At 65.3% G+C, this 21,889-nt stretch carries 17 protein-coding genes; 7 read left to right on the top strand and 10 right to left on the bottom strand.

The features are described from left to right. Window positions 1-572: 572 nt before the first annotated feature. Window positions 573-2,075 carry a SulP family inorganic anion transporter gene (locus tag CQ045_RS09550; protein WP_105723030.1) on the top strand — a complete coding sequence of 501 codons (1,503 nt, stop codon included), beginning with the start codon at window positions 573-575 and terminating at the stop codon, window positions 2,073-2,075. A 21-nt stretch (window positions 2,076-2,096) separates the two neighbouring features. Here the strand turns inward: CQ045_RS09550 and CQ045_RS09545 are convergent, their stop codons facing one another. The 9 genes from CQ045_RS09545 to CQ045_RS09505 form a co-directional block, all read right to left on the bottom strand. Continuing rightward, entirely contained in the window at window positions 2,097-2,507 is a 411-nt protein-coding gene (locus CQ045_RS09545) for a hypothetical protein (protein WP_146115223.1), read from the bottom strand. Window positions 2,508-2,512: 5 nt separating this feature from the next. Next, window positions 2,513-3,205, bottom strand: coding sequence for a DUF433 domain-containing protein (locus tag CQ045_RS09540; protein ID WP_105723026.1), 693 nt, complete (start codon window positions 3,203-3,205; stop codon window positions 2,513-2,515). 78 nt (window positions 3,206-3,283) lie between these two features. Further along, window positions 3,284-3,802: a hypothetical protein gene (locus tag CQ045_RS09535; protein WP_105723025.1), complete on the bottom strand. Its 519-nt coding sequence runs from the start codon at window positions 3,800-3,802 to the stop codon at window positions 3,284-3,286. Between the two features lie 153 nt (window positions 3,803-3,955). Beyond that, window positions 3,956-5,026 carry an ADP-ribosylglycohydrolase family protein gene (locus tag CQ045_RS09530; protein ID WP_105723023.1) on the bottom strand — a complete coding sequence of 357 codons (1,071 nt, stop codon included), beginning with the start codon at window positions 5,024-5,026 and terminating at the stop codon, window positions 3,956-3,958. Beyond that, on the bottom strand, window positions 5,019-6,017 hold the full coding sequence (locus tag CQ045_RS09525; protein ID WP_105723021.1) for a carbohydrate kinase family protein: 999 nt from the start codon (window positions 6,015-6,017) through the stop codon (window positions 5,019-5,021). Before CQ045_RS09525 ends, CQ045_RS09530 begins: the two co-directional genes overlap by 8 nt. After that, window positions 6,014-6,982 carry an ABC transporter permease gene (locus tag CQ045_RS09520; RefSeq protein WP_105723019.1) on the bottom strand — a complete coding sequence of 323 codons (969 nt, stop codon included), beginning with the start codon at window positions 6,980-6,982 and terminating at the stop codon, window positions 6,014-6,016. Before CQ045_RS09520 ends, CQ045_RS09525 begins: the two co-directional genes overlap by 4 nt. Continuing rightward, complete coding sequence (locus tag CQ045_RS09515; protein WP_105723017.1) at window positions 6,979-7,944, bottom strand: ABC transporter permease; 966 nt, start codon at window positions 7,942-7,944, stop codon at window positions 6,979-6,981. The genes CQ045_RS09520 and CQ045_RS09515 overlap by 4 nt, the downstream gene beginning before the upstream one ends. Further along, entirely contained in the window at window positions 7,937-9,472 is a 1,536-nt protein-coding gene (locus CQ045_RS09510; RefSeq protein WP_181156518.1) for a sugar ABC transporter ATP-binding protein, read from the bottom strand. Before CQ045_RS09510 ends, CQ045_RS09515 begins: the two co-directional genes overlap by 8 nt. Continuing rightward, entirely contained in the window at window positions 9,456-10,499 is a 1,044-nt protein-coding gene (locus tag CQ045_RS09505; protein ID WP_181156517.1) for an autoinducer 2 ABC transporter substrate-binding protein, read from the bottom strand. The genes CQ045_RS09510 and CQ045_RS09505 overlap by 17 nt, the downstream gene beginning before the upstream one ends. 164 nt (window positions 10,500-10,663) lie before the next feature. Between CQ045_RS09505 and CQ045_RS09500 the strand changes: the two genes are divergently transcribed. After that, entirely contained in the window at window positions 10,664-11,368 is a 705-nt protein-coding gene (locus CQ045_RS09500) for a GntR family transcriptional regulator (RefSeq protein WP_181156516.1), read from the top strand. 55 nt (window positions 11,369-11,423) lie between these two features. Here CQ045_RS09500 and CQ045_RS18645 read toward each other — a convergent pair whose 3' ends face one another. After that, a complete protein-coding gene (locus CQ045_RS18645) occupies window positions 11,424-11,924 on the bottom strand; it encodes a hypothetical protein (protein WP_146115221.1) in 501 nt (166 codons plus the stop codon). A gap of 468 nt (window positions 11,925-12,392) precedes the next feature. Between CQ045_RS18645 and CQ045_RS09495 the strand changes: the two genes are divergently transcribed. The 5 genes from CQ045_RS09495 (at window position 12,393) to CQ045_RS09480 (ending at window position 21,889) form a co-directional block, all read left to right on the top strand. Beyond that, a complete protein-coding gene (locus CQ045_RS09495) occupies window positions 12,393-14,537 on the top strand; it encodes an McrB family protein (protein ID WP_105723011.1) in 2,145 nt (714 codons plus the stop codon). Further along, entirely contained in the window at window positions 14,534-15,754 is a 1,221-nt protein-coding gene (locus CQ045_RS09490; protein ID WP_105723009.1) for an McrC family protein, read from the top strand. Before CQ045_RS09495 ends, CQ045_RS09490 begins: the two co-directional genes overlap by 4 nt. A gap of 86 nt (window positions 15,755-15,840) precedes the next feature. Further along, on the top strand, window positions 15,841-17,301 hold the full coding sequence (locus CQ045_RS09485) for a class I SAM-dependent DNA methyltransferase (protein WP_105723007.1): 1,461 nt from the start codon (window positions 15,841-15,843) through the stop codon (window positions 17,299-17,301). Next, window positions 17,298-18,467 (top strand): hypothetical protein, encoded by a 1,170-nt coding sequence (locus tag CQ045_RS18640; protein WP_146115220.1) that lies wholly within the window; start codon window positions 17,298-17,300, stop codon window positions 18,465-18,467. Before CQ045_RS09485 ends, CQ045_RS18640 begins: the two co-directional genes overlap by 4 nt. Window positions 18,468-18,526: 59 nt before the next feature. Next, window positions 18,527-21,889 carry a DEAD/DEAH box helicase family protein gene (locus CQ045_RS09480; protein WP_105723005.1) on the top strand — a complete coding sequence of 1,121 codons (3,363 nt, stop codon included), beginning with the start codon at window positions 18,527-18,529 and terminating at the stop codon, window positions 21,887-21,889.

Below are 21,889 nucleotides of genomic sequence, written 5' to 3'. Positions count from 1 at the left end.
TCGACCAGGCGCCGAAACTCCGGGGTGCCAACACGGCGCAGTCGCGCCTCAAGACGAACTCTCTCGCGGTCCGTCGGCGGGCGGCTGAAATCGAGCTCGGCGTTTGGCATCAAGTTCCTCACTAGGACAAGTTCTATCGTGTAAAACTGAGCGTTTTAACCGGCCAGTTACGTCCGTGACATCGTTCAATGACGTGATCTGGCCGGTTAAACCGTCGCCCAACCAGGATAGACCTTTCGGACAGCATCCGCGATAAAGGAAGTCCCTCGGAAGGTAAGGAGGTGACAAGTGCCGAGATCAGTCCCACCCAAACAACCACGACGTCCGAAACGATGGCCTGAGCACCTGACCTGGATTCGCGCCCTGACTCAGGTAGCCCAGACCATCGTCATCCTGATACGAATGCAAGACCTACTGTAGGTCTGAGCACCGCCCGCCCAGTAAACCACCTGGGCGGGCGGCCGCCAACACAAGCCGACCCCTCTCTGCGCGCACGTTCCTCTCGCGCCCGCAGCATCCGCTCTACGCTGGAACGTCTGCCTCATTCTCGAGCGCCTTCCCCTGGAGCCCTCATGTCTGCAACGACGGTCGATGATCGTGCCCGCTATCGGGCGAACCCTTCGGTGCTCACGGCGCTGAAGAATCCGCGGATGCTGACCCGCGAGGTGCTGGCAGGGCTCGTCGTCGGGCTCGCGCTCATCCCCGAGGCGATCGCGTTCTCGGTGATCGCCGGCGTCGACCCGAAGGTGGGGCTGTTCTCGTCGTTCATCATGGCGGTGTCGATCGCGTTCCTCGGCGGGCGTCCGGCGATGGTGACCGCGGCGACCGGGGCAGTGGCACTCGTGATCGCGCCCGTCGCGCCGACGTACGGGCTCGACTACTTCATCGCGACCGTCATCCTCGCCGGCATCTTCCAGGTGATCCTCGGGGTGATCGGCGTCGCGAAGCTGATGCGCTTCATCCCCCGCAGCGTCATGGTCGGGTTCGTGAACGCGCTGGCGATCTTCGTGTTCAGCTCGCAGTTCCCCCAGCTGATCGACGTGCTGTGGCTGGTGTATCCGCTGGTCGCGCTCGGGATCGTCGTGATGATCCTGATGCCGAAGATCACCAAGATCGTCCCCGCACCGCTCGTATCGGTCGTCATCGTGACGGGTGTCGTGCTCGCGTTCGGCATCACCGTGCCCACGGTCGGCGACCAGGGCGAGCTGCCGAAGAGCCTGCCGGAGCTGTTCATCCCGAACGTTCCGATGACGTGGGAGACGTTCACGATCATCGCGCCGTTCGCGCTCGGGGTCGCGCTGGTGGGGCTGATGGAGTCGCTGCTGACCGCGAAGCTCGTCGACGAGATCACCGACACCCACTCCCGCAAGAGCCGCGAGGCGTGGGGGCAGGGTGTGGCGAACGTGCTGTCGGGGATCTTCGGCGGCATGGGCGGCTGCGCCGTGATCGGTCAGACCATGATCAACGTGAAGGCCTCCGGCGCACGGACCCGCATCTCGACCTTCTGCGCCGGGATCTTCCTGTTCCTGCTCGTAGTGGTGTTCGGCGATTTCGTCGGGACGATCCCGATGGCCGCGCTGGTGGCCGTGATGATCATGGTCGCGATCGGAGCGTTCGACTGGCACAGCGTGCGGCCATCGACGTTGAAGCGGATGCCGAAGAGCGAGACGTTCGTGATGGTGGCGACGGTGGTGCTCGTGCTGATCACGCACAACCTCGCCGTCGGCGTGGTCGGTGGGGTGCTGGTCGCGTCGGTGCTGTTCGTGCGGCGGGTGGCGCACTTCGTGACGGTGACGCGCGTTTTGTCTGAGGCCGGGGATGTCGTGACGTACGTCGTGGAGGGGGAGCTGTTCTTCGCGTCGAGCAATGATCTGACGACGTTGTTCTCGTACTCCGACGATCCGGAGCGGGTGGTCATCGACCTGTCGGGGTCGCATATCTGGGATGCGTCGACCGTTGCGGCATTGGATGCGATTGAGACGAAGTATCAGGCGCTCGGGAAGACGGTGGAGATCGTCGGGATGAACGACAGCAGCCAGCAGATGCGCGGGCGGTTGACGGGTGGGTTCGAGTAAGCGCCGGGCCATCCAGTCGGGTCACTCACCACCGAGGCGAATCGGTCGCAGGCCCCTGCCGTTCATGGCGAGGGCCCACGGCCCGGCACCGCGCTTGATGATCTCGCGTTTCAAGCGATCCTCATGTCGCAGGAAGAGCTGCGCCTGCTCGTCCGGTCGCATGTCCCGCTTCACCCCCAGCCACACCGAACGGATGCCATGTTCTCGGTACGCGGTCAATTCCGCCGGCCGGGTGCGGATGCGGCGGTCACGAGTGACCACGATGAAGCCAGCGCGACCGACCGCGGGCATCCACTGAAGGTCGAGCGCTCCGAGCGGGACAGCGGGGAAGTCCGGGTGACCAGGATGAAGGACGTCGGTCCGCCCCGCGCGTCGGAGCACTTTCGCAAAGCCCAGGGTGTTCTCGTCGGCAAAGTAGACCGGTGAGAACACTCAGATCACGCCGCCCGGTCGCTGCCGACGATGAGCTCGAACCGCAGTGCTTCGTCGACCTGATCGGGCGTCAATTCGTAGAGGTCTGCAAGCTCCTCGCGGGAGCTCCCGGCTTTGTAGTCCCCGGCTAGAACCTCGGTTCGCACGTTGCGCACCGCCGGCTGGCCGAAGGTTCGAGACGGATCCATGGCCACGAACGGCGTTCTCGGGTCAGGTTGGATACTCCCCGCCGCGCCGTCGATGTACTGCACGGCGCCGCTGAAACGCTTGGTCGCCGCACTGAGCATGCTCTGTCCGTTGCGAACGACGACGAGTTGGAGCGACCGCTCCAGTCCGACCCGCTCCTGGACGATCTGGACGAGCTCCCGTCCTTCGACGTCGAGAAAGGGGCGGGCAAGGGCGAGCGGATACCGACCGAACTGCTCGCGCAGCTGTTCGATCGCGGGGCGCAGTTTCTGCACCGTCACATCTCGATTCCTGAACTCCGCCAAGAGGCGCGCCTCGACCATCTCGCCCCAGGTCACGGCTTCGGATCCACTCGCGGACTCGCGAAGAATCGGCTCATAGAACTTGCCTGCTCGCGTGTATCCGTCGAGCCATCGCCTTGCAGTTCCGCCGTGCAGACCAACGAGCCGATCCACATCGGAGTACGAGTAGATCGTACGGTCAAGCAGAGAGATGGCCATGGCGTCCATCATGTCAGCCACCGGAGACCGCCGGCGGATTGGAACGCGATCTGTGGATGGATCCGAGTCGGTACCCGAGATCGCAGCGAGTCACTCGACAGTCAGCGAGGACTCGAGGATACCTACTCCGTCCCGTGTCCACATCAGATTGGAACTGTCCCGGAACGACATCCGCAGAATGCGGCGGTTCTTCGACTTCGTCACGGGACGGATCTCGTCATCGAAGGACCGAAGCCGCGACGCGAACTCCCACGCGTATGCCTCAGGACTCTCACCGAGGTAGTAGGCGCCGGGAGGCAGGATCGTGAGCGAGATCGGGCGGCGTTCGCCGGCGTGAGCATCCGTCACGCGCACCTCGACGTCGTAGATGGCCTGCTCCGAGGAGTTCACGACGACCACGCCGTACGTCGTGTCCTCGCCAATGCGGGACGCGACCCACGCGAAGACCTTGCTCGCCTGGGACTGCCGCTCACGAGCGGCAGTCGATTCATCGCGTCGCGCCTCGACTCCGAACAGCTGACGAGCATGTCGAGCCCCAGCGATGGCAGCGAAGAGAGCGAGGACAGCGGTGAGGGCGGTGATGATGTCGGCGAGTGATCCCAGAGTCATGCGATGAGGTTAGACATGGCGATCGCGCGCGTTCGGCGGGGCATGCGGCGAACCGCACGCGGTACACCGGCATCTTGCGCGCTCCCCGACGAAAGGTCACCGGACGGCTGGGGCCGGACCGCAGCGGCCCGACCCCTGTCCGTCCGCTGCGGGTCAGCGAACGGTCTCGTACAGCCGCTTGGCGACGTCGGCGATGTCGATCGGGTTGGCCTCCAGCACCTGCGCATACTTGTCGCGCGGGACCGCGGCGAAACCCGAGAACGCCCCGGCGATCGATCCGGCCATGCACGCGACCGTGTCGGTGTCGTCGCCCGCGTTCGCAGCGGCCTGCACCGTGAGCCACGGGTCGCCCGCAGCGGCGACGAAGAAGCCGAGTGCGGCGGGAACGGCCTCCGCGGCCGGCAGACCCGTGCCGATCTCGGCGGCGATGCGCGTGACGAGCCGGCCCTGGTCACGCTCGGTGATCGCGATCTCGGCGGCACGCTTGGCCCGCTCGTAGACGCTGGGGGCCGGGACCTCGCGGCCGAGTTCGCGCCCGAGTCGCTCGCCTTCCAGGGCCGCCCAGAGGAAGGCGTCCACGACGTCGGTCACGGTCGCGTCGTCGACGAGCGCGGCGGCGACCGCACCCGCGACGGCCGCGGCTCCGGCGACACCGACCGACGTGAAGTGGCTGGGGCGTGCCGTGATCAGCGCCGCCTGCACCGCTCCGTTCACGTCGCCGGGGTGGGCGAGTCCGGCTGCCCCGGCGCGCATCGCGGCACCGTTGCTCGCACCGGTCGTGGCCTCGTCACCCGCGGCACCGATCGTCTCGGGGTCGGCTCCCTCCTTGAGCGCGGCGACGGCACGACGGGTCGTGGGGCCGGCGAAGTGCGGGAAGTAGTCGGTGTTCGTCGACCACTCGAGGATCATGTCGGCGACGTCGCGCGGGGTGATCGCGGTGCCGGTGCGGATGAAGACCTCGGCGAGCATGAGCAGCTGGCTGCTGTCATCCGTGATCTGCGCGGCGTGACGACCCTTGGAGTAGGGCGAGTCGGCCAGCGGCTTGTGGAACTCGGTCACCGGGCCGCCGAAGAGTGTGCGGATCTGCGGGATGCTCCGCGTCTCGGTCGGCGCGCCGAGCGCATCACCGATCACCGCGGTCGCGAGCGATCCGAGGATCTTGTCCTCGAGGCGGGTGAACCGCGTCGGGTCGGTCTGCGGGGTCGTGGCGGTCGGTTCAGTCATGGATGTCTCCTCTTTCTTGTGAGTCGTGAGAATGCGGCCACCCGGGCAGCCCGCCGGAGCGGGAGCCGAGGTGGCTGATGGCGCGGGCCGCGTGGGCGGCCGCAGCCGTGAGGGCGTGGTCGACGCCACGGCCTGCGAGCAGTGTCGCGACGACCGTGCCGGCGAAGGCATCGCCCGCTCCGGTGGTGTCGACCACGCGGGGCACCGGCACGCTGGGCTGCGACCAGATCGCGATCGAGCCGTCGCTGGCGGATGCCCCGAGCAGGGATCCGTCGGCACCGCGGGTGAGCACGACCACGCGGTGCGCGGTGTCGTGCAGCAGGGCCCGGAGCGCGGCCTCGTCGTCGGTGGTGCCGGCGAGGGTCTGGGCGGCCCCGGTGTTCACGATGGCCAGGTCGGCCAACGCGATGAGCGCCCTGGCCCGGTCGGCATCCTCGGCGACGAAACTGCCTTCGACGTCGACGCTGGTCCCCGCTCCGGCCGCGCGTGCGCGGTGGATCAGGTCGTCCGAGCCGGGCACATCGGCGAGCACGTGCAGCCAGCGGGTCGCGGCCAGCACGTCTGCCCCGACGCGCGCGGCATCGGGCAGCGAAGCGGGGGTGCGACCGCCGAGGAGGCTCTTCTCCCCGTCGGCGGCGACCGCGACGGCGCACCACCAGGTCAGCTCGTCGGCCATCACCTCGACGTGGTCGGTCGCGATGCCCGCGCTGGCGAGGGCGCGGATGCAGCCGATGCCGAACGGGTCGTCGCCGACCCGCGAGAACAGCGAGACACGCAGCAGCGGCTCGGCGAGTCCCGCGGCGACGGCGAAGTTCGCGCCCATGCCTCCGGGGTGGATGCCGAGACTCCGGCCGATGGACTTCGCGTCGCGACCGGGGAGGGTGTCGACGTCGACCATGAGGTCGATGCCGGTGTCGCCCACCACGAGCAGGTCGATCGCCCGCTCGCCCCGGGCCGGGGTCGAGGGGATGAGGGTGCTGAGCTCGCTCATGTGCGCTGCCTCCGTACTCGCAGGGTGTCGATCAGGACGCTGACGATCAGCACGGCGCCGAGGAGCCCGATCTGCCAGGTGTTGCTCACGCCCGCCAGCTGCAGACCCGAGTTGAGGATCACGACGAGCACGAGGCCCAGCAGTGTCCCCGACACCCGGCCGATGCCGCCGGTGATGACGATGCCGCCGAGGACCGCGATGGTGATCGACTGCAGCTCCATGCCCGCGCCCGCCGCCGCCTTCGCGTTCAGCAGCCACGAGGCGTTGACGACGGCCGCGAGACCGGCGAGCGCACCCGAGGTGATGTAGAGCCCGGCGCGGGTGGCGCGCACGTTCACCCCGGTGAGCAGAGCGGCCTGCGCGTTGTTGCCGGTCTCGTAGATGCGGCGTCCGGTGGGCGTCCGCGACAGGACGATCGCGGCGATGACGTAGGCGGGCAGGAGCACGAGGATGACCTGCGTCGGGAATCCGGCGATCTTGCTCTGGCCGAGGAACGCGAAGCCGGAGCGGTCGAAGCCGTTGATGTCGATGCCGTTCGTGAGCACCAGCGCCGCGGAGGCGAACAGGTACAGCGTGGCGATCGTCGCGATCAGCGGGGGGATGCGGAGCAGGGTGATGAGCGCCGCGTTGACGCCGCCCAGGAGGGCTCCCGCCGCGATCGCGCCGAGCGCTGCGACCCACGGGTCGAGTCCGACGTTCACTGCCAGGAGTCCGAAGACCACGCCCGACAGGCTCATGGTCGAGCCGACCGACAGGTCGATGCCGCCGCCTCCGCCGAGGATGACGATGCTCTGCCCGAGGGCGAGCAGACCGAGCACAGCGCCGTACTGCGTCATGGAGAGCAGGTTGTCCGGGCGCAGGAAGTACGGCGACAGCAGGCTCATCACGACGACGGCGATGACGATGAGCACCGCCAGCGAGACGCGGCGGTCACTCCACGGAACAGACCTCATCACGCGGTTCATGCGAGACCTCTCAGGAGGGGGCGGTTGGCCTTGCGGGCCGCGAGGACGTCGATGGCCACGGCGAGGATGATCGTGGTGCCGACCATGAGTCCGTTCCACAGCGGCGGGACGCCGGCGAGGACGATGCCGTTCTGCAGCACGACGATGAAGACGAGGCCGCCGAGGGTGCGGAGGACGGATCCTTCGCCACCGAGGATCGAGGTGCCGCCGACGACGACCGCCGCGATCGCGAGGAGCGTCAGCTCGTTGCCGCTCGAGGCCTGCACCACGCCGACCCGGCCGACGTAGATCAGGCCCGCGAGCCCGACGAGCACGCCGATCGTGAGGTAGCTGAGGAAGGTGAGGCGGTTGACCCGGATGCCGGCGAGGCGGGCGGCCTCGGGGTTCGAGCCGGTCGCATACAGCTCGCGGCCCGAGGGGCGCTTGTGCATGAACCAGGCCAGGAAGGCGTAGACGACGATCACCAGGCCGACGACCATGGGCACGCCCAGCACGCGTTCGCCCGAGAAGATCGGGGCGATCGGGCTGGCGAACAGGTCGTTGCTGTTCCAGAGCGCGAAGAGTGCGGTCTGGAAGATCGCCGCGGTGCCGAGCGTCGCGATGATGGGAGGCACCTTGCCGAACGTGACGAGGCTGCCGTTGATCGCGCCGAGGAGGGCGCCGACGACGAGGGCCGCGAAGACCACCACGAAGGCGGGGAGGCCCGCGCCGCTGAGCTTCGCGACGGTCCAGGCGACGATGCCGACCGCGAAGCCGGTGGAGACGTCGATGCCGCCCAGGATCACGACGAGCGTGACACCGGCTGCGACCAGGGCGAGGTCGGCGGAGTTGTAGGCGATGTTCGCGAGGTTCTCCGGGGTGAAGAAGCGCGGCGACAGCAGCGAGAAGACGATGAACTCGACGACGAGGAGCACCGGGAGCAGCGCGAGCTGCACGCGCCGGAGGGTTCGGGAGTCAGCCACCTGCGCTCACCCCCGCTCCGACGGCGGCGCGGAGCACGGCATCCTCTGTCGCCTGCTCGCGGGTGAACGAGGCGGTCATGTGCCCCTCTCTCAGGACGTGGACGTGGTCGGACAGGGCGATCAGCTCGGGCAGCTCGCTGCTGATCACGAGCACGGCGACACCGGTCGCGGCGAGCTCGCGGATGTCGCGGTGGATCTCCGCTTTGGTGGCGACGTCGATGCCGCGGGTCGGCTCGTCGAGGATCAGCAGCCGCGGCTCGGTGGCGACGGCGCGGGCGAGCAGCGTCTTCTGCTGGTTTCCGCCCGAGAGGGTGAGGATGCCGGCGCGGCTGGTCGCGGTCTTGATCGAGAACTTCGTGATCCAGGACGAGACGAAACCCTGCTCCTTGGCGACGCGGATGACGCCGGTCGTGGTGATCTTCTCGTGCGTGGATGCCGTGAGGTTCTCGGTGACGTTCATGAACGGGAAGACGCCCTGGGTCTTGCGGTCCTCGGGCACGTAGGCGACGCCGTGGTTCAGCGCGTCGCGGGTGCTCCGCGGGGTGAACGGGCGTCCGCCGAGGGTCATCGCGCCGGAGGTGACGCCGGTCGCGCCGAAGATCGTGAGGGCGACCTCGCTGCGGCCGGCGCCGACGAGTCCGTACAGACCCGTGATGCGTCCGGGGAACACCTCGAACGAGATGTCGGCGAACTGCCCCTCGACGGTCAGACCGTCCACGGTCAGCGTGGGTGCGGTGCCCTCGGGGAGGGGCGGGCGCTCTTCGGCGGCGAGCGGGGCCAGGGCCGCGCCCGAGCGTCCGCCCATCATCTTCAGGAGCGGCTCCTGGGCGGGATCGTCGGTCTCGCCGACGTAGCGGCCGTCGCGGAGCACGATGAACCGGTCGCCCAGGCGCTCGAGCTCGTCGAAGCGGTGGGTGATCGAGACGACCGAGGTTCCCGCGGCGATCAGCGTGTCGACGATGTCGAACAGGCGCTCCGACTCGGCTCGGGTGAGGATCGAGGTCGGCTCGTCGAGGATGAGGATGCGCGCGTCGACCCGGACGGCGCGGGCGATGAGCACCTGCTGCTGCTCGCCGAGCGACAGCTCCCCCATCTTCCGGTCGAGGAGCTTCTCCGGCAGGTTGAGTCGGCGGAGCAGCGCGGTGGCCTCGCGGCGCATCGCTCTGGCGTCGACGGAGCCGAGCCGGGTGCGGGGCAGGTTGCCCATGAACAGGTTCTCGATCACCGAGAGGTGGGCGAAGAACGCGGGCTCCTGGTACACCGTCGAGACGCCGAGGGCGAGGGCCGCGTGCGGGTCGGCGGGGGCGTAGGTCTCGCCGTCGAGGGTCATGGACCCCTCGTCGGGGCTGTAGACCCCGGCGAGGAGTTTCATGAGCGTGGACTTGCCGGCGCCGTTCTCGCCCATGATCGCGAGGCGTTCGGCGCGGCGCACCTCGAGGGAGACGTCTTCCAGCGCGACGACCGCGCCGAACCTCTTCGAGAGGCTGCTGACCGCGAGGAGCGGGGTGGGGTCAGAAGTCGAAGTCATCGACATTCTCCTTGGTGAACACGGTCGGCTGGCCGAGCAGCAGGGTCTGGGTGGCTTCGTCGTAGCGGACCGGCTCGTCGAGTCCCGGCACGTCGTTCTCGGCGGCGAAGTCCTTGCCCTCGATGACCTGCGTGAGCGCCCAGACGGTGAGGTAGCCGAGGTCTTCGACGTTCCACAGCACGCTGGACTTCATGACGCCCGAGGCGATGAAGGGGGCGACGGTCTTGGGACTGCCGAAGCCGGTCACGGCCACGTCTCCGGCCTTGCCCGCGTTCTGCACGGCCTGGGCGACACCCGGAACGGCAGTCGAGGGCACGGCGATGATGCCGGCGAGGTCGGGGTAGGCGGTCAGCAGATCCTGGGCCTCGCGCAGGGCTTCGGCGCTGTCGGCGGTGTGGCGGATGCCGCCCACGAGCTCCATGTCGGGGTATTCGGATTCCTGGCGATCGACGGCCGCCTGCGACCAGGAGTTGAAGGTCGCGACATCCGCTGCACCGGAGACGATCGCGTACTGGCCCTTGCCGTCGGCCTGTTCGGCGATCTGGTCCATGGCCGTCTGGCCGAGTTCCTCGTCGCTCGCCTGCGAGACGAACACGCTGCGCTTGCTGTTCGGAGCATCCGCATCGGAGGTGATGACAGCGAGGCCGGCGGAGGATGCCGCGGCGATCGAGCCGTCCATCGAGGTGGGGTCGAGGGGCGAGATCGCGATGCCGTCGTAGCCCTGGGCGACGAGGCCGTCGACGATGCGCTTCTGCTCGGCGGAATCGGCCTTGGCGGGCCCGGACTGCGTGTACGAGACGCCGAACTCCTCGGCGGCCTTCTCGGCGCCGGTCTTGAAACCGGAGAAGTAGGGGATGCCCTCGACCTGCGAGACGAAGGCGATGCGGGTGTCGCCGTCGCCGCTGCCGGAGGTCGCGCCGGGGGAGATGGACGAGTCGGGGGCCGTACAGGCGGCGAGAAGGCCGAGAGTGGCGAGCAGAGCGGCGGCCGTCGCTGCGGTGCGGCGGAAGTGGGTGCGTCGTTGCATGATCTCTTCTCTTCGTTGATCGAGGGGGTGGCTCGCCTGGCTTGTATGGTGACGTCGGGTGCGAGCGTGAAAGCGACGATACCAAGTTGTGGGTACAACTTCAATAGGTGTAGGTACATTTGAAAATATGTGTAGGTACATCTTCCGTGTGGCACAGTGTCAGGGTGACGAAGCCGGCCTACCAGCAGATCGCCGACCAGCTGCGACAGGAGATCGCGGACGGCCGGTGGAAGTCCGGTGAACGCCTCCCCGGCGAGCTGGAGCTGGGCGAGCTCTTCGGCGTCAGCCGCAACACGGTTCGCCAGGCCCTCAACGTGCTCACGCAGGTGAACCTGCTGCGGCGTCAGCGCGGGTCGGGCACGTACGTCAGCGAGCAGGGCATGACGCACACGCTCGGAGACCTGCGCAGCTTCACCGACGTGATGCGCGACCTCGGCCTGCGGCCCGGCATCCGCGACATCGTGATCGACCCCGACCCCTCGCCGCCTCTCAACGCCACCGACTTCTTGCCCGGAGCGCACCTGTGGCGCATCTCGCGCGTGCGCATGAACGACGACCGCCCGTTCTGCCTCATGGTGTCGTGGGTGCCCGACGAGATCGGTGCGCGACTCAAGGCTTCGGAGTTGGAGCGCACCCAGTCGCTGTATGCGCTGTTCGCGGAGCTCGGCATCTACCTGAAAGAGGCGAGCGAAAAGATCCGCGCCGAGGCCGCGACGTCGGAGCAGGCGGAGGCGCTCGGGGTCGCGGAGGGGTTTCCGCTGCTGACGATCAACCGGTGGACGAGCGACACCTCCGGGCGGCCGGTGGAGTATGTTTCGAGCTCATCGCCGGGTGACCGGTATGAGTACTTTGTGAAGCTGACGCAGTAGCGGGTTGGGGAATGACGAGAGCCCCCAGCGTTCGGCTAGGGGCTCCCGACTCGCATCAGCGCTTCATCGGCACGTTCGCGAGCACATCTGCGGCTTGCGCCTCAGTGAGCACCCAAGGCTGATACTTCGTCCGCTTCGGATTCTTGGCCCGAAGGTAGTCGCGCACTACCTTCCCAGGGCGAGATTCTTCGGTGTATCCCAGCAATCGCGCTAGTTGCTTGGGCGTGTACGTCTCGCCGGTTCCAAGCCGGATACCGGCAGCCATGGCGCCGCTTGGCGACCCGTCATTGCGCAAGCGATAGTCAGGACTGACTCCAGCCGCCTCCGCGAACGCGTGAACATCAAAGTTCGGATCGTGATCACTCAATGCTTGAGCCACTACCCACATCACGTTCACGCGAACCGTGTCTGCCTCATCAGGTGCGAGTTGCGCCGCTTGGGTGCGATCTAGTTCGCGGTTGTGACGTGCGCCATCTGCTCGCGAATGCGCATCCGACCAGTCCTGGGCTGCGATCTCATCCGCGAGGGCTTGGGCGATCGTACTGAGCTTTCTCATCTTGCACTCTCTCATCTGGTGTGGCTGCCTATCAGCCACGGGGTTCTCGCCGTACGGCGAGGGATCTCACAGTACATGCGACCAGGTCCACGTGGGCGTAGAGGGCTCGCCCACGTGGTTCTCGCGTGTGCGCGGGCGGCCGGATCGCGACGCTTGACGACCACTAGGCTCTTGACCATATTGATGGGGCAGCAGCAAGCGGAGGCAGCGATGAGTGCGAGTGGTACGAGGACATGCTCGTGGTGCGGAGAGCTCGGACACGACAAGCGCTCCTGCGATGTCTCTCCTCACGCGGGTGCATGCAGCGTCTGCAGCTATCACGGCCACGACAAGCGGAACTGTCCGCGCAAGTAGCGGGGGCGAACGAAGAACCAGCCCCGGCACGGCCTTTGGTGTTCGCGCTTTCATGCACCGACACGAACACAGTGGCAGCCGCAGTGCGGGCCGGCCGCGACCTGAAGGAGCACGATGGAGAAGGAACTCAAGACTGCGGAGCGTGTGCGGACCGCACTCGAGATCCTCGTCGAACAGGCTTCCGACGGTTCTTACATGGCCGTCTCAGACATCTGGGCGGAGTCGGTGGCGCGCGTGCCTCTCACTCCGCACGAATCAGAGCTCAACACGAGGAACGTACCCCGCGGGTCAACGAACTGGTTGTTCGCCAGCTCCGATTTCGTCGCGGCAGGGTGGCTGCGCAAGAATCCTTCGCTGTCCGGAGAATGGGCCATTACACCGAACGGTGTCGCCGCGGTTGAGGCGTTTCCCGGCAACGAGCTTGTCGTCGAAGCCCAGCGGTTGAAGGTCGCTGAAAGAGACCGTCGACGCAACGAGATCGAGCGTGCACTGCCCGAACGCTGGGTGAGCGAAGACGCCAATCAGCGCACATTGCTCGCCGCCGCCGAGGTGATCGTGGAAGAGGGGCTCCGTAAGGGCCTGTCAGCGTTCGCCCCTGGCCGTGAGGTGTGGACCGCATCGAATATCCGTGAACTGCACACGTTGTGGGTGACCGCAGACAAGGTTGATGGCAAAGGCTTCAACGCCAACCTCGAACTGCAGCTCGCCGGCGCGACAGAGGATCAGAAGCTGCTGATGGCAGAAGTTCTGGCCTTCCAGCTGCTCCCGATCGCCAAGGTCATGGGCCACGCCAAGAAGCGCGAGCGGGTCGAGTCCGCGCTGAACGTGATGCGGCATCCGGTCGAGATCCCGCAGGTGTTCGATGCCGCGTTCGCTGGTGGCGCCTTCAACCCGGGGCAAGGGATGCAGGCTCACGTCAACCACGCGCTCACTGTCGTGCTCGAAGTGCTGGTCGCGTGGACCGAGCTGAGCGAGGAAGAACAGCAACGTGCGCTCGATGAACCACGGCGCTGGCGAGACCTCGTACTGGGGAAAGACAGTGGGTTCCCCACCCAGCGCTACGCCCTCCTCTACCTCGTGCACCCCGGCTTCTTCGGCCCGATCGTCTCGACCGACCACCGAACCCGTATTCGCGAGGCGTTCATCGGCGAAATCGGTGGCGAGTTCTCGAGCGACCCAGACGCCGACCTCCAAGCCATCGTTATCGCACTGCAGGTCAAGGCCGGAAAGCCGATCGACCTTTATGGCGATCTCGAGTCGCGGTGGGAAAAGAACCCGACGGGCCCGGTGGAACCCGCGCCTGCAGATCCTGTCACCGTGAGTGACGAAGAGGCCGAGACAGACCCAGACCCTCGCGGCTTCTTCCCCTCTGAGGTCGACCTCACAGAGCTCGCCGGCGCGACTCACCTGCACGAGGCATGGCTCGGAAAGGTCACGAGCGCGCTGCACCGCCGTGGTCAGGTGATCCTCTACGGCCCTCCCGGAACAGGCAAGACCTACGTCGCTCGCGCGCTGGCCAACCGGCTGGGCAAGCCCGGCAGCGTCGTGAAGCGCATCCAGTTCCACCCGTCGTACACCTACGAGGACTTCTTCGCCGGCTATCGTCCGGTGACGGATGCCGCGGGGCAGCTGTCGTTCTCTCTCACCCGCGGTCCACTTCGGGAGATCGCGGATGAAGCGCGCAAGAACCCGGATGTCCCGCATGTGCTGATGATCGATGAGATCAACCGCGCGAACCTCAGCAAAGTCTTCGGCGAGCTGTACTACCTGCTCGAGTACCGGGACGATGCGATCGACGTGCTCTATGCCGGTTCGGGCGACGATGGCGGGAAGTCGTTCAGCCTCCCCGCGAACGTGCTGATCATCGGAACCATGAACACCGCCGACCGGTCGATCGCGCTGCTCGACTCGGCAATGCGACGCCGGTTCGCGTTCTTCGAGCTGCATCCGGATGTCGCTCCGGTGAAGGGCATCCTCGGCCGGTGGTCGGAGCAGCATCCGCAGACGCTGCCGGTCGCCGCGCTGTTCGAGCTCTTGAACGAGAGCATCCGCGATCGCGAGGACCGCATCGGCCCGAGCCACCTGCTCCGGACCGACGACTTGGGCGAGGACGACCTGCGCGCCGTGTGGGAGGAGAGCATCCTGCCTCTGCTCGAAGAGCGGCACATCGGCACGGGCGTCGACGTGCATGTGAAGTATGGGCTGGATGCTCTGCTCACAATCGTCACCACGGACACGGACGCAACGACCGAGACATGAACTCGGTCATGATCGAGGCCCGTGTCGAGGACATCGCCGAGAAGGGCGAGTCCTTGGTCGCGCTCACCGCGTCGCAAGCTGCGCGTCTGCAAGACCTGAGGTTCTGCCGGGTCTCACCGACGGTGGATTCGGGCATCTGGCGGGTCACAGACGTGACGCGCGTCGGTGTGGTCGCGATTGATGACGTACGTCTGATCGTGCGGCCGAAGACGCCGCTGCGAAGTCTCATCTTCATGGCCTCCTACTCAGGCTTGCAGGCCGAGGTGGATGATGCGTCGTTTGCCTTTGAGGCCGATCAGGATCTCCCGGCCGCGCTGGCATCCGCACTGATTCGGTCAGTCGGGGAGGCGACGGGCAGAGGACTGCTCAAGGGATACGTCTCTGTCGAGGAGACGGGCACAGTGATCCGCGGTCGATGGGACATCGCGCGGCAGCTCAAGGTGCGGCCCGGTATCCCCGTGCCGGTGGAGCTCACCTACGACGACTACACCGAGGACGTTCCGGAGAACAGAATCCTCAAGGCCGCGCTGCGCGCGCTGGTTCGACTGGAGCAGCTTCCGCGGCGGGTGGTCGACAAGCTCGGTCCGCTCCTGGGGCTGTTCTCCGAGGTATCGGATCTGCGTGCGACGGGCCTGGTCATACTGCCAGCGGAGTCGCGGTTGAACGCGCACTACCAGCCCGCACTCCGACTCGCCCGATGGGTTCTCGAGGCGACGTCCTGGGCACACGCCGAGGGGGCGAGCTCGGGTTCCGCCTTCTTGCTGAACGTGGCGAAGGTGTACGAGGACTTCGTCGGGCGGGTTCTTCAGGCGACGCTGCATCCCGAGGGGTTCGACGTCGATCTGCAGGTGTCGGATTGGCAGTTGGACGCAGAGGGGAAGATCCGGATGCGTCCGGACATCGTGATCTCGCGGCAAGGGCGAGTGGTCGCGGTTGCGGATACGAAGTACAAGGTGTGGGGCGAGAGCGACGGGTCACCGCCGAACGCGGATGTGTATCAGGCGCTCGCCTACGCCGTGACGGCAGGGGTTCGCGAGGTGCACCTGCTGTACGTGTCCGGGGATGTGGAGCCGCGGCGGTATGAGATTGCGGCGACGAGGACGACGGTGGTTGCGCATGCGGTGGATGTGAGCGGGGGGCCTGGACAGCTGGCGAGGCGGGTGCGGGCGTTGGGGATGATGCTGACGACGATTCGACTCAATGTCGGTGGCCCCTGAGATCCTGATCGGCTGCCTTCGAACAGGCGGTAGAAGAGGCAACCATGGAAGAACCTGACGCCCCGCGATTCCGTAGAGTTGAGCGTGTGATCACCGGTGAACTGAAGAGCAAAGTAGACCGCGTCTGGGACGCCTTCTGGTCGGGCGGCATCAGCAACCCACTGCAAGTGATCGAGCAAATCACCTATCTCCTCTTCATCCGCAGGCTCGACGAGCTTCAGACTCTTGCGGACAACCGCGAGAAGCTCATGGGCAACCCGAACGAGAACCCGGTCTTCACTGAAGCACAACAGCATCTGAGGTGGTCGCGGCTGAAGAACGTAGGCGGAGACGTCATGTTCGCGCGCATGGGCACCGAGGTGTTCCCCTTCCTCCGGCAACTCGGCGGCGACGGATCGACTTACGCCGAGCACATGAAGGATGCGACCTTCATGATTCCCAATGCGGGGCTGCTGACGAAGGTTGTCGACCTTATCGATGCCATCCCGATGAACGACCGCGATACCAACGGTGACATCTACGAGTACCTGCTGTCGAAGATCGCCAGCGCGGGCGTCAACGGGCAATTCCGCACACCTCGCCACATCATCAACCTGATGGTCGACCTCATGGCTCCGAAACCTGGTGACGAAATCTGCGACCCCGCGGCCGGGACCGCCGGCTTCCTCGTGAGCGCATCCGAGTATGTGCGGGAGCACCACCCCTCCGTGCTGTCGGATACCGCTCAGCGCGAGCACTTCCACCGCTCGATGTTCCACGGCTACGACTTCGACTCGACCATGCTGCGCATCGGCAGTATGAACATGATGATGCACGGCATCGAGTCGCCCGACATCCGCTACCGTGACTCTCTGTCTGAGGGGGCGAGCGCGGACAAGGATAAGTACACCCTGATCCTTGCCAACCCACCATTCGCCGGTTCGCTGGACTACGAAGCGGCTTCGACGGAGCTGCTTCGTACGGTCAAGACCAAGAAGACGGAGCTGCTCTTCCTCGCGCTCTTCCTCAAGCTTCTGAAGCCCGGCGGAAGAGCGGCGGTGATTGTGCCAGACGGCGTACTCTTCGGATCGACGACCGCGCACAAGGCCCTGCGGAAGATGCTCGTCGAAGATCAGAAGCTCGACGCCATCGTGAAGCTCCCCTCCGGAGTCTTCAAGCCATACGCCGGAGTATCCACCGCGATCCTGTTCTTCACACGGACGGACGACGGCGGCACGGGTGAGGTGTGGTTCTACGACGTTACCGCCGATGGATACTCCCTCGACGACAAGCGGACTCCCATCGAACAGAACGATCTCGACGACGTGCGTGCCCGCTGGGCCGAGCGCGACGGGACGGAACGCGACCGCGCCCGCACCGAGAAGTCCTTCACCGTGCCGAAGGCGGAGATCGCCGAAAACGGCTACGACCTGTCGATCAACCGTTACAAGGAGGTTGTGTACGACGAGGTCGAGCATCGCGCTCCGCTGGACATTCTCGCCGACATCGAAGTGTTGGAATCAGAGATCGCTCAGGGGCTCGCCGATTTGAAGGCGATGCTGTCATGAGAATGGTTCCGCTCGGTGAACTTATGCCCGCGCGCGCTGCATCTCTTGACCCAAGAAACCATCCGGACGAACAGTTCGACTTGCATAGCATCCCGGCTCACGACCGCGGCAATCCCGACCTGGCATTGGGACACGAGATCGGCTCGTCAAAGCAAATTGTGCAGCCTGGAGATGTCGTTTTGTCAAAGATCGTGCCTCACATCCGGCGCGCCGGCGTGATAGGCGAATCCCGAGGGCGAAGGCAAATCGCGTCGGGCGAGTGGATCGTTATGCGACACCCAGACGTGGAGCCGAGATACCTGCGGAGCTTCTTGCTGAGCGATAGCTTCCACGCAAAGTTCATGTCGACGGTGGCTGGCGTAGGGGGTTCACTAATGCGCGCCCGCCCCGCCCAGGTCAAACTGATCGAGGTTCCCCTTCCCTCGATTGAGGAGCAGGGGCGAATTGCTGCGATTCTCGATCAATCTGTTGACATTCGGGACACTCGACGTCGGCATCTGAGCTATCTCGACACGCTCGTTCAATCCGTCTTCGACAACATGTTTGGCTCTCCAACTCGTCCGCATGTTGAGCACCGAGTAATGCCGCTGGGAGCGACATCGACGAAGTTCAGCGACGGTCCATTTGGTAGCAATTTGAAAAGCGAACACTACGTCCTGGAGGGCGTTCCCGTTGTGCGCCTGCAGAATATCAAGCCGGGAATGTATGATGACACAGACAGGGCGTACATATCTGCCGAGCATTTTGAGTCGCTTCGTAAGCATGAGTGCCTGCCCGGTGATATCCTCATCGCGACAATGGGCGAGCCGAACATTCGCGCCTGCATCCAGCCGGAGTATTTACCTGTCGCACTAAACAAAGCCGACTGCGTTCAGATGCGGGTAGCACCGAAAATTGCCACTTCGGAGTACCTCGTAGCGTTGTTGAACCACCCTGGCACAATGGCATTGGCGGGTGCACTGGTGTCGGGCCAGACCCGTAGCAGAGTGAGCATGGGACGCCTGCGCGATCTACACGTTCCTGTTCCATCTCTCGAATTGCAAGAACGATTCAGTGAAATCGTGCACAGCATCCAGCGCGAAAGAAGGCTTGCAAGCGAGCATCTTGCGTCGGTCAACAAGCTCTTCGCATCGCTCCAATCCCGCGCGTTTCGTGGTGAGCTGTAGGAATCCGCTAGACATGAGGTGAGCGCGCCGACGAGGGCAGCGCCGCGTGAGGGGACGCCATGGGTAACTTCGACTTTGTCAAGCGGACGCAGCCGCAGCTGTTCGATGACGCCCGTCGGGCGGAGACTTATGCCACATCGGACCCGCGCACGGCTTGCTTCTACGCTCGCCGCGCGGTCGAGACGCTCGTGTTCCATCTCGCCGACCTGTGGCAGCTGCCGGAGCCGTACCGGAATGATCTGGCAGCCCGGATCAGCGACCCGGATTTCGCCGCTCGTGCGGGTCGAGCGATCACGCTGAAGCTCACACTGATCCGCAAAGAGGGCAACACGGCCGTGCACCGCACCCAGGCCGTCTCGGCCGCGACCGCTATCGGGGTGCTCCGTGAGCTCTTCCACGTGTTGGTGTGGGCGGGCTTCCACCACTCGGCGCGGCCAGACGTTGTTCCTACTGGTGCCCAGTTCGACCCAACGCTTGCTGCCCAAGCAGCCCCACTTTCTCGGGGAGAACTGCACGCCCTGGTGGCGAAGTTCAAAGAACAGGACGAGAACTACGCGCGTGCCGTTGCTGAGAAGAATCAGCTTCTCGCCGTGCAGGAAGCCGAGATCGAACGCCTTCGAGCGCAGATCGCCGAAGCCCAGCAACAGAATGTCGTGCCCGACGAACACGACTACTCCGAAGCCGAGACGCGCCTTCACCTGATCGACGCGCTGCTCCGCGAGGCGGGCTGGCCGCTTTCCGACGCACGCGATCGCGAGTACCCGGTTACAGGCATGCCGAGCCCGTCCGGAATGGGATATGTCGACTACGTGCTCTGGGGCGACGACGGACGACCACTCGCCATCGTCGAGGCCAAGCGCACGACCGCCAGCGTGGATCTCGGCCAGCAGCAGGCCGAGATTTACGCCGATCGCCTCGAAGCCGCACACGGGCAACGACCGATGATGTTCTTCACCAACGGCTATGAGCATCGCATCTGGGACGATGGATCTGGCTACCCGCCTCGTCCCGTGGACGGCTTCTACACGAAGGACGAGCTCGAACTCGCCATCCAGCGCCGACAAGACCGAAAGCCGCTCGCGGGCGCACCGGTCAACTCCGAAATCGCCGGACGGCCTTACCAGCAGAGGGCGATCCAGGCCGTCGGCGCAGCGTTCGATCAGCGCCAGCGCGATGCGCTGCTCGTGATGGCGACGGGCGCGGGCAAGACCAGGACGACCATCGCACTCGTGCAACAGCTCATGGAGCAGGGGTGGGTGAAGCGCGCACTGTTCCTCGCCGATCGGAAAGCACTCGTCAAGCAGGCTGCCGGGCAGTTCGCCAAACATCTGCCTTCGGTGACGACCGTGAATTTGGTCACCGAACGAGCAGCCGAAGGCCGCGTGTATGTGGCCACGTATCCGACGATGCTCAACATCATCAACCAAGTCGACGATAGCGAGCGCCGCTTCAGTCCCGGGGCGTTTGACCTGATCGTCATCGACGAGGCCCACCGCTCCGTGTACGACAAGTACGGCGTGATCTTCGACTACTTCGACGGTCTGCTGGTGGGGCTTACCGCGACCCCGAAGGAAGAGGTTGATCGCAACACGTATCGGCTCTTCCACCTCGAAGACGGAGTTCCGACAGACGCCTACACCCTCGAAGAGGCCGTCGAGGACGGGTATCTCGTTCCCCCGCGCGGCGTTTCTGTCAGCACGGCATTCCTGCGCCGCGGTATTCGTTATGACGACCTCAGCCCCGAAGAACAGGATCAATGGGACCTGCTCGACTGGGGCGATGAGATCCCGGAAGAGATCGAAGCGGAAGACGTAAACCGCTCGCTCTTCAACGCCGACACCGTCGACAAGATGATCGCGACGGTGATGGAGCAGGGCTACAAGGTGGCCGGTGGTGATCGCCTGGGCAAGACGATCTTCTTCGCGAAGAACCAGCGCCATGCCGAGTTCATCGCCGAGCGGTTCGACCTCGCCTATCCCGAACGAGCTGGCGTATTCACTCGAGTCATCACGCACAACGCCCCGTACGCACAACAGTTCATCGATGACTTCTCCATCCCGGAAAAGGCGCCTCACATCGCCGTCAGTGTCGACATGCTCGATACCGGTATCGATGTGCCCGAAGTCGTGAACCTTGTCTTTGCGAAGCCGGTGCGGTCGAAGGCGAAGTTCTGGCAGATGATCGGTCGTGGCACGCGCCTGAGCGACGACCTCTTCGGCCCGGAGAAACCGAAACAGGATTTTCTGGTCTTCGATTTCTGCGGCAACCTTGAGTACTTCAGCCAAGACCTTCCGGAGAGCCCAGGATCTCGGCAGAAATCCCTCACGCAGCGGATCTTCGAGGCGCGCGTGGGCCTGGTCGCAACGTTGGGTGAAACCCAGCCCGAACTACGAGAAGCAACCGCTAAGACCCTGCACCAGTTCGTCGCGGAGATGAACCTCGATAACGTGCTTGTACGCAGGCATCGTGCCGAGGTCGAACGGTTTGTCGCGTGGCCCTCGTGGGAGTCGTTCACGCCTGCCGATGCCGCAGACGTGCTGGCGCTGGGCGGACTGCCGTCAGCGAGCTTCGATTCCGATGAGTTCGCAAAGCGGTTCGACCTCCTGATCCTGCGGCGTCAGCTCGCCCAGCTCGACGGTGACGTCGCCCTTGCTGAACGAGTGCGTGAGGCCGTCCAGGGCATCGCTACCTCGTTGCTCGGAAAGCTCACGATCCCCTCGGTCAAGGCCGAGGTCGAGCGACTGGAAGCGGTTGCCAGCGACGAATGGTGGGCCGACGTCACGTTGCCGATGCTGGAGCTCGCACGCCTACGGCTCCGTTCCTTGGCACGCTTTGACGACACCGCGGGACGCTCACCGGTGTACACCGACTTCGAGGACACGATGGGCGACGCGATCGACGTAGAGTTCGCCCGCTCGACTCGCCCCAGTGACTTCCAGCGATTCCGGGAGAAGGTCACGGCATACCTCCGCGCGCATGAAAATCACCTCGCGCTCCAACGGCTTCGAAGGAACCTGCAGCTCACGGCAAGCGATATCGAGGAGCTCGAGTCCATGCTCCTGGACGCCGACCAGGCGACGCGATCCGACATCGAGTACGCCGCCAGCAGGACAGGCGGGTTCGGGTTGTTCGTTCGCTCCCTCGTCGGCCTAGATAGGTCTGCAGCGGAGGAAGCCTTCGCCGCCTACCTCGACCAGGAACAGTTCACGGCGAATCAGCTTCGATTCGTCGACATGGTGATCAGCGAGTTGACAGCGACAGGCGTCATGGAGCCAAGTCGTCTTTTCGAATCTCCCTACACAGACACGGCGCCTACCGGTCCGACCGACGTGTTTTCCAGCGACGATTCTCAGGCGATCATCTCGATCTTGCGCAGCATCCGTTCTACGGCCATCCCGGCCGAGGGCACCACCGTCGCCTAG

The organism is Microbacterium sp. MYb66 (genome assembly GCF_002979435.1).
In the GTDB taxonomy this organism is placed as follows: domain Bacteria; phylum Actinomycetota; class Actinomycetes; order Actinomycetales; family Microbacteriaceae; genus Microbacterium.
Note: the sequence above shows the minus strand (reverse complement) of the source record. Positions and strands in the feature narration are given on the sequence as shown.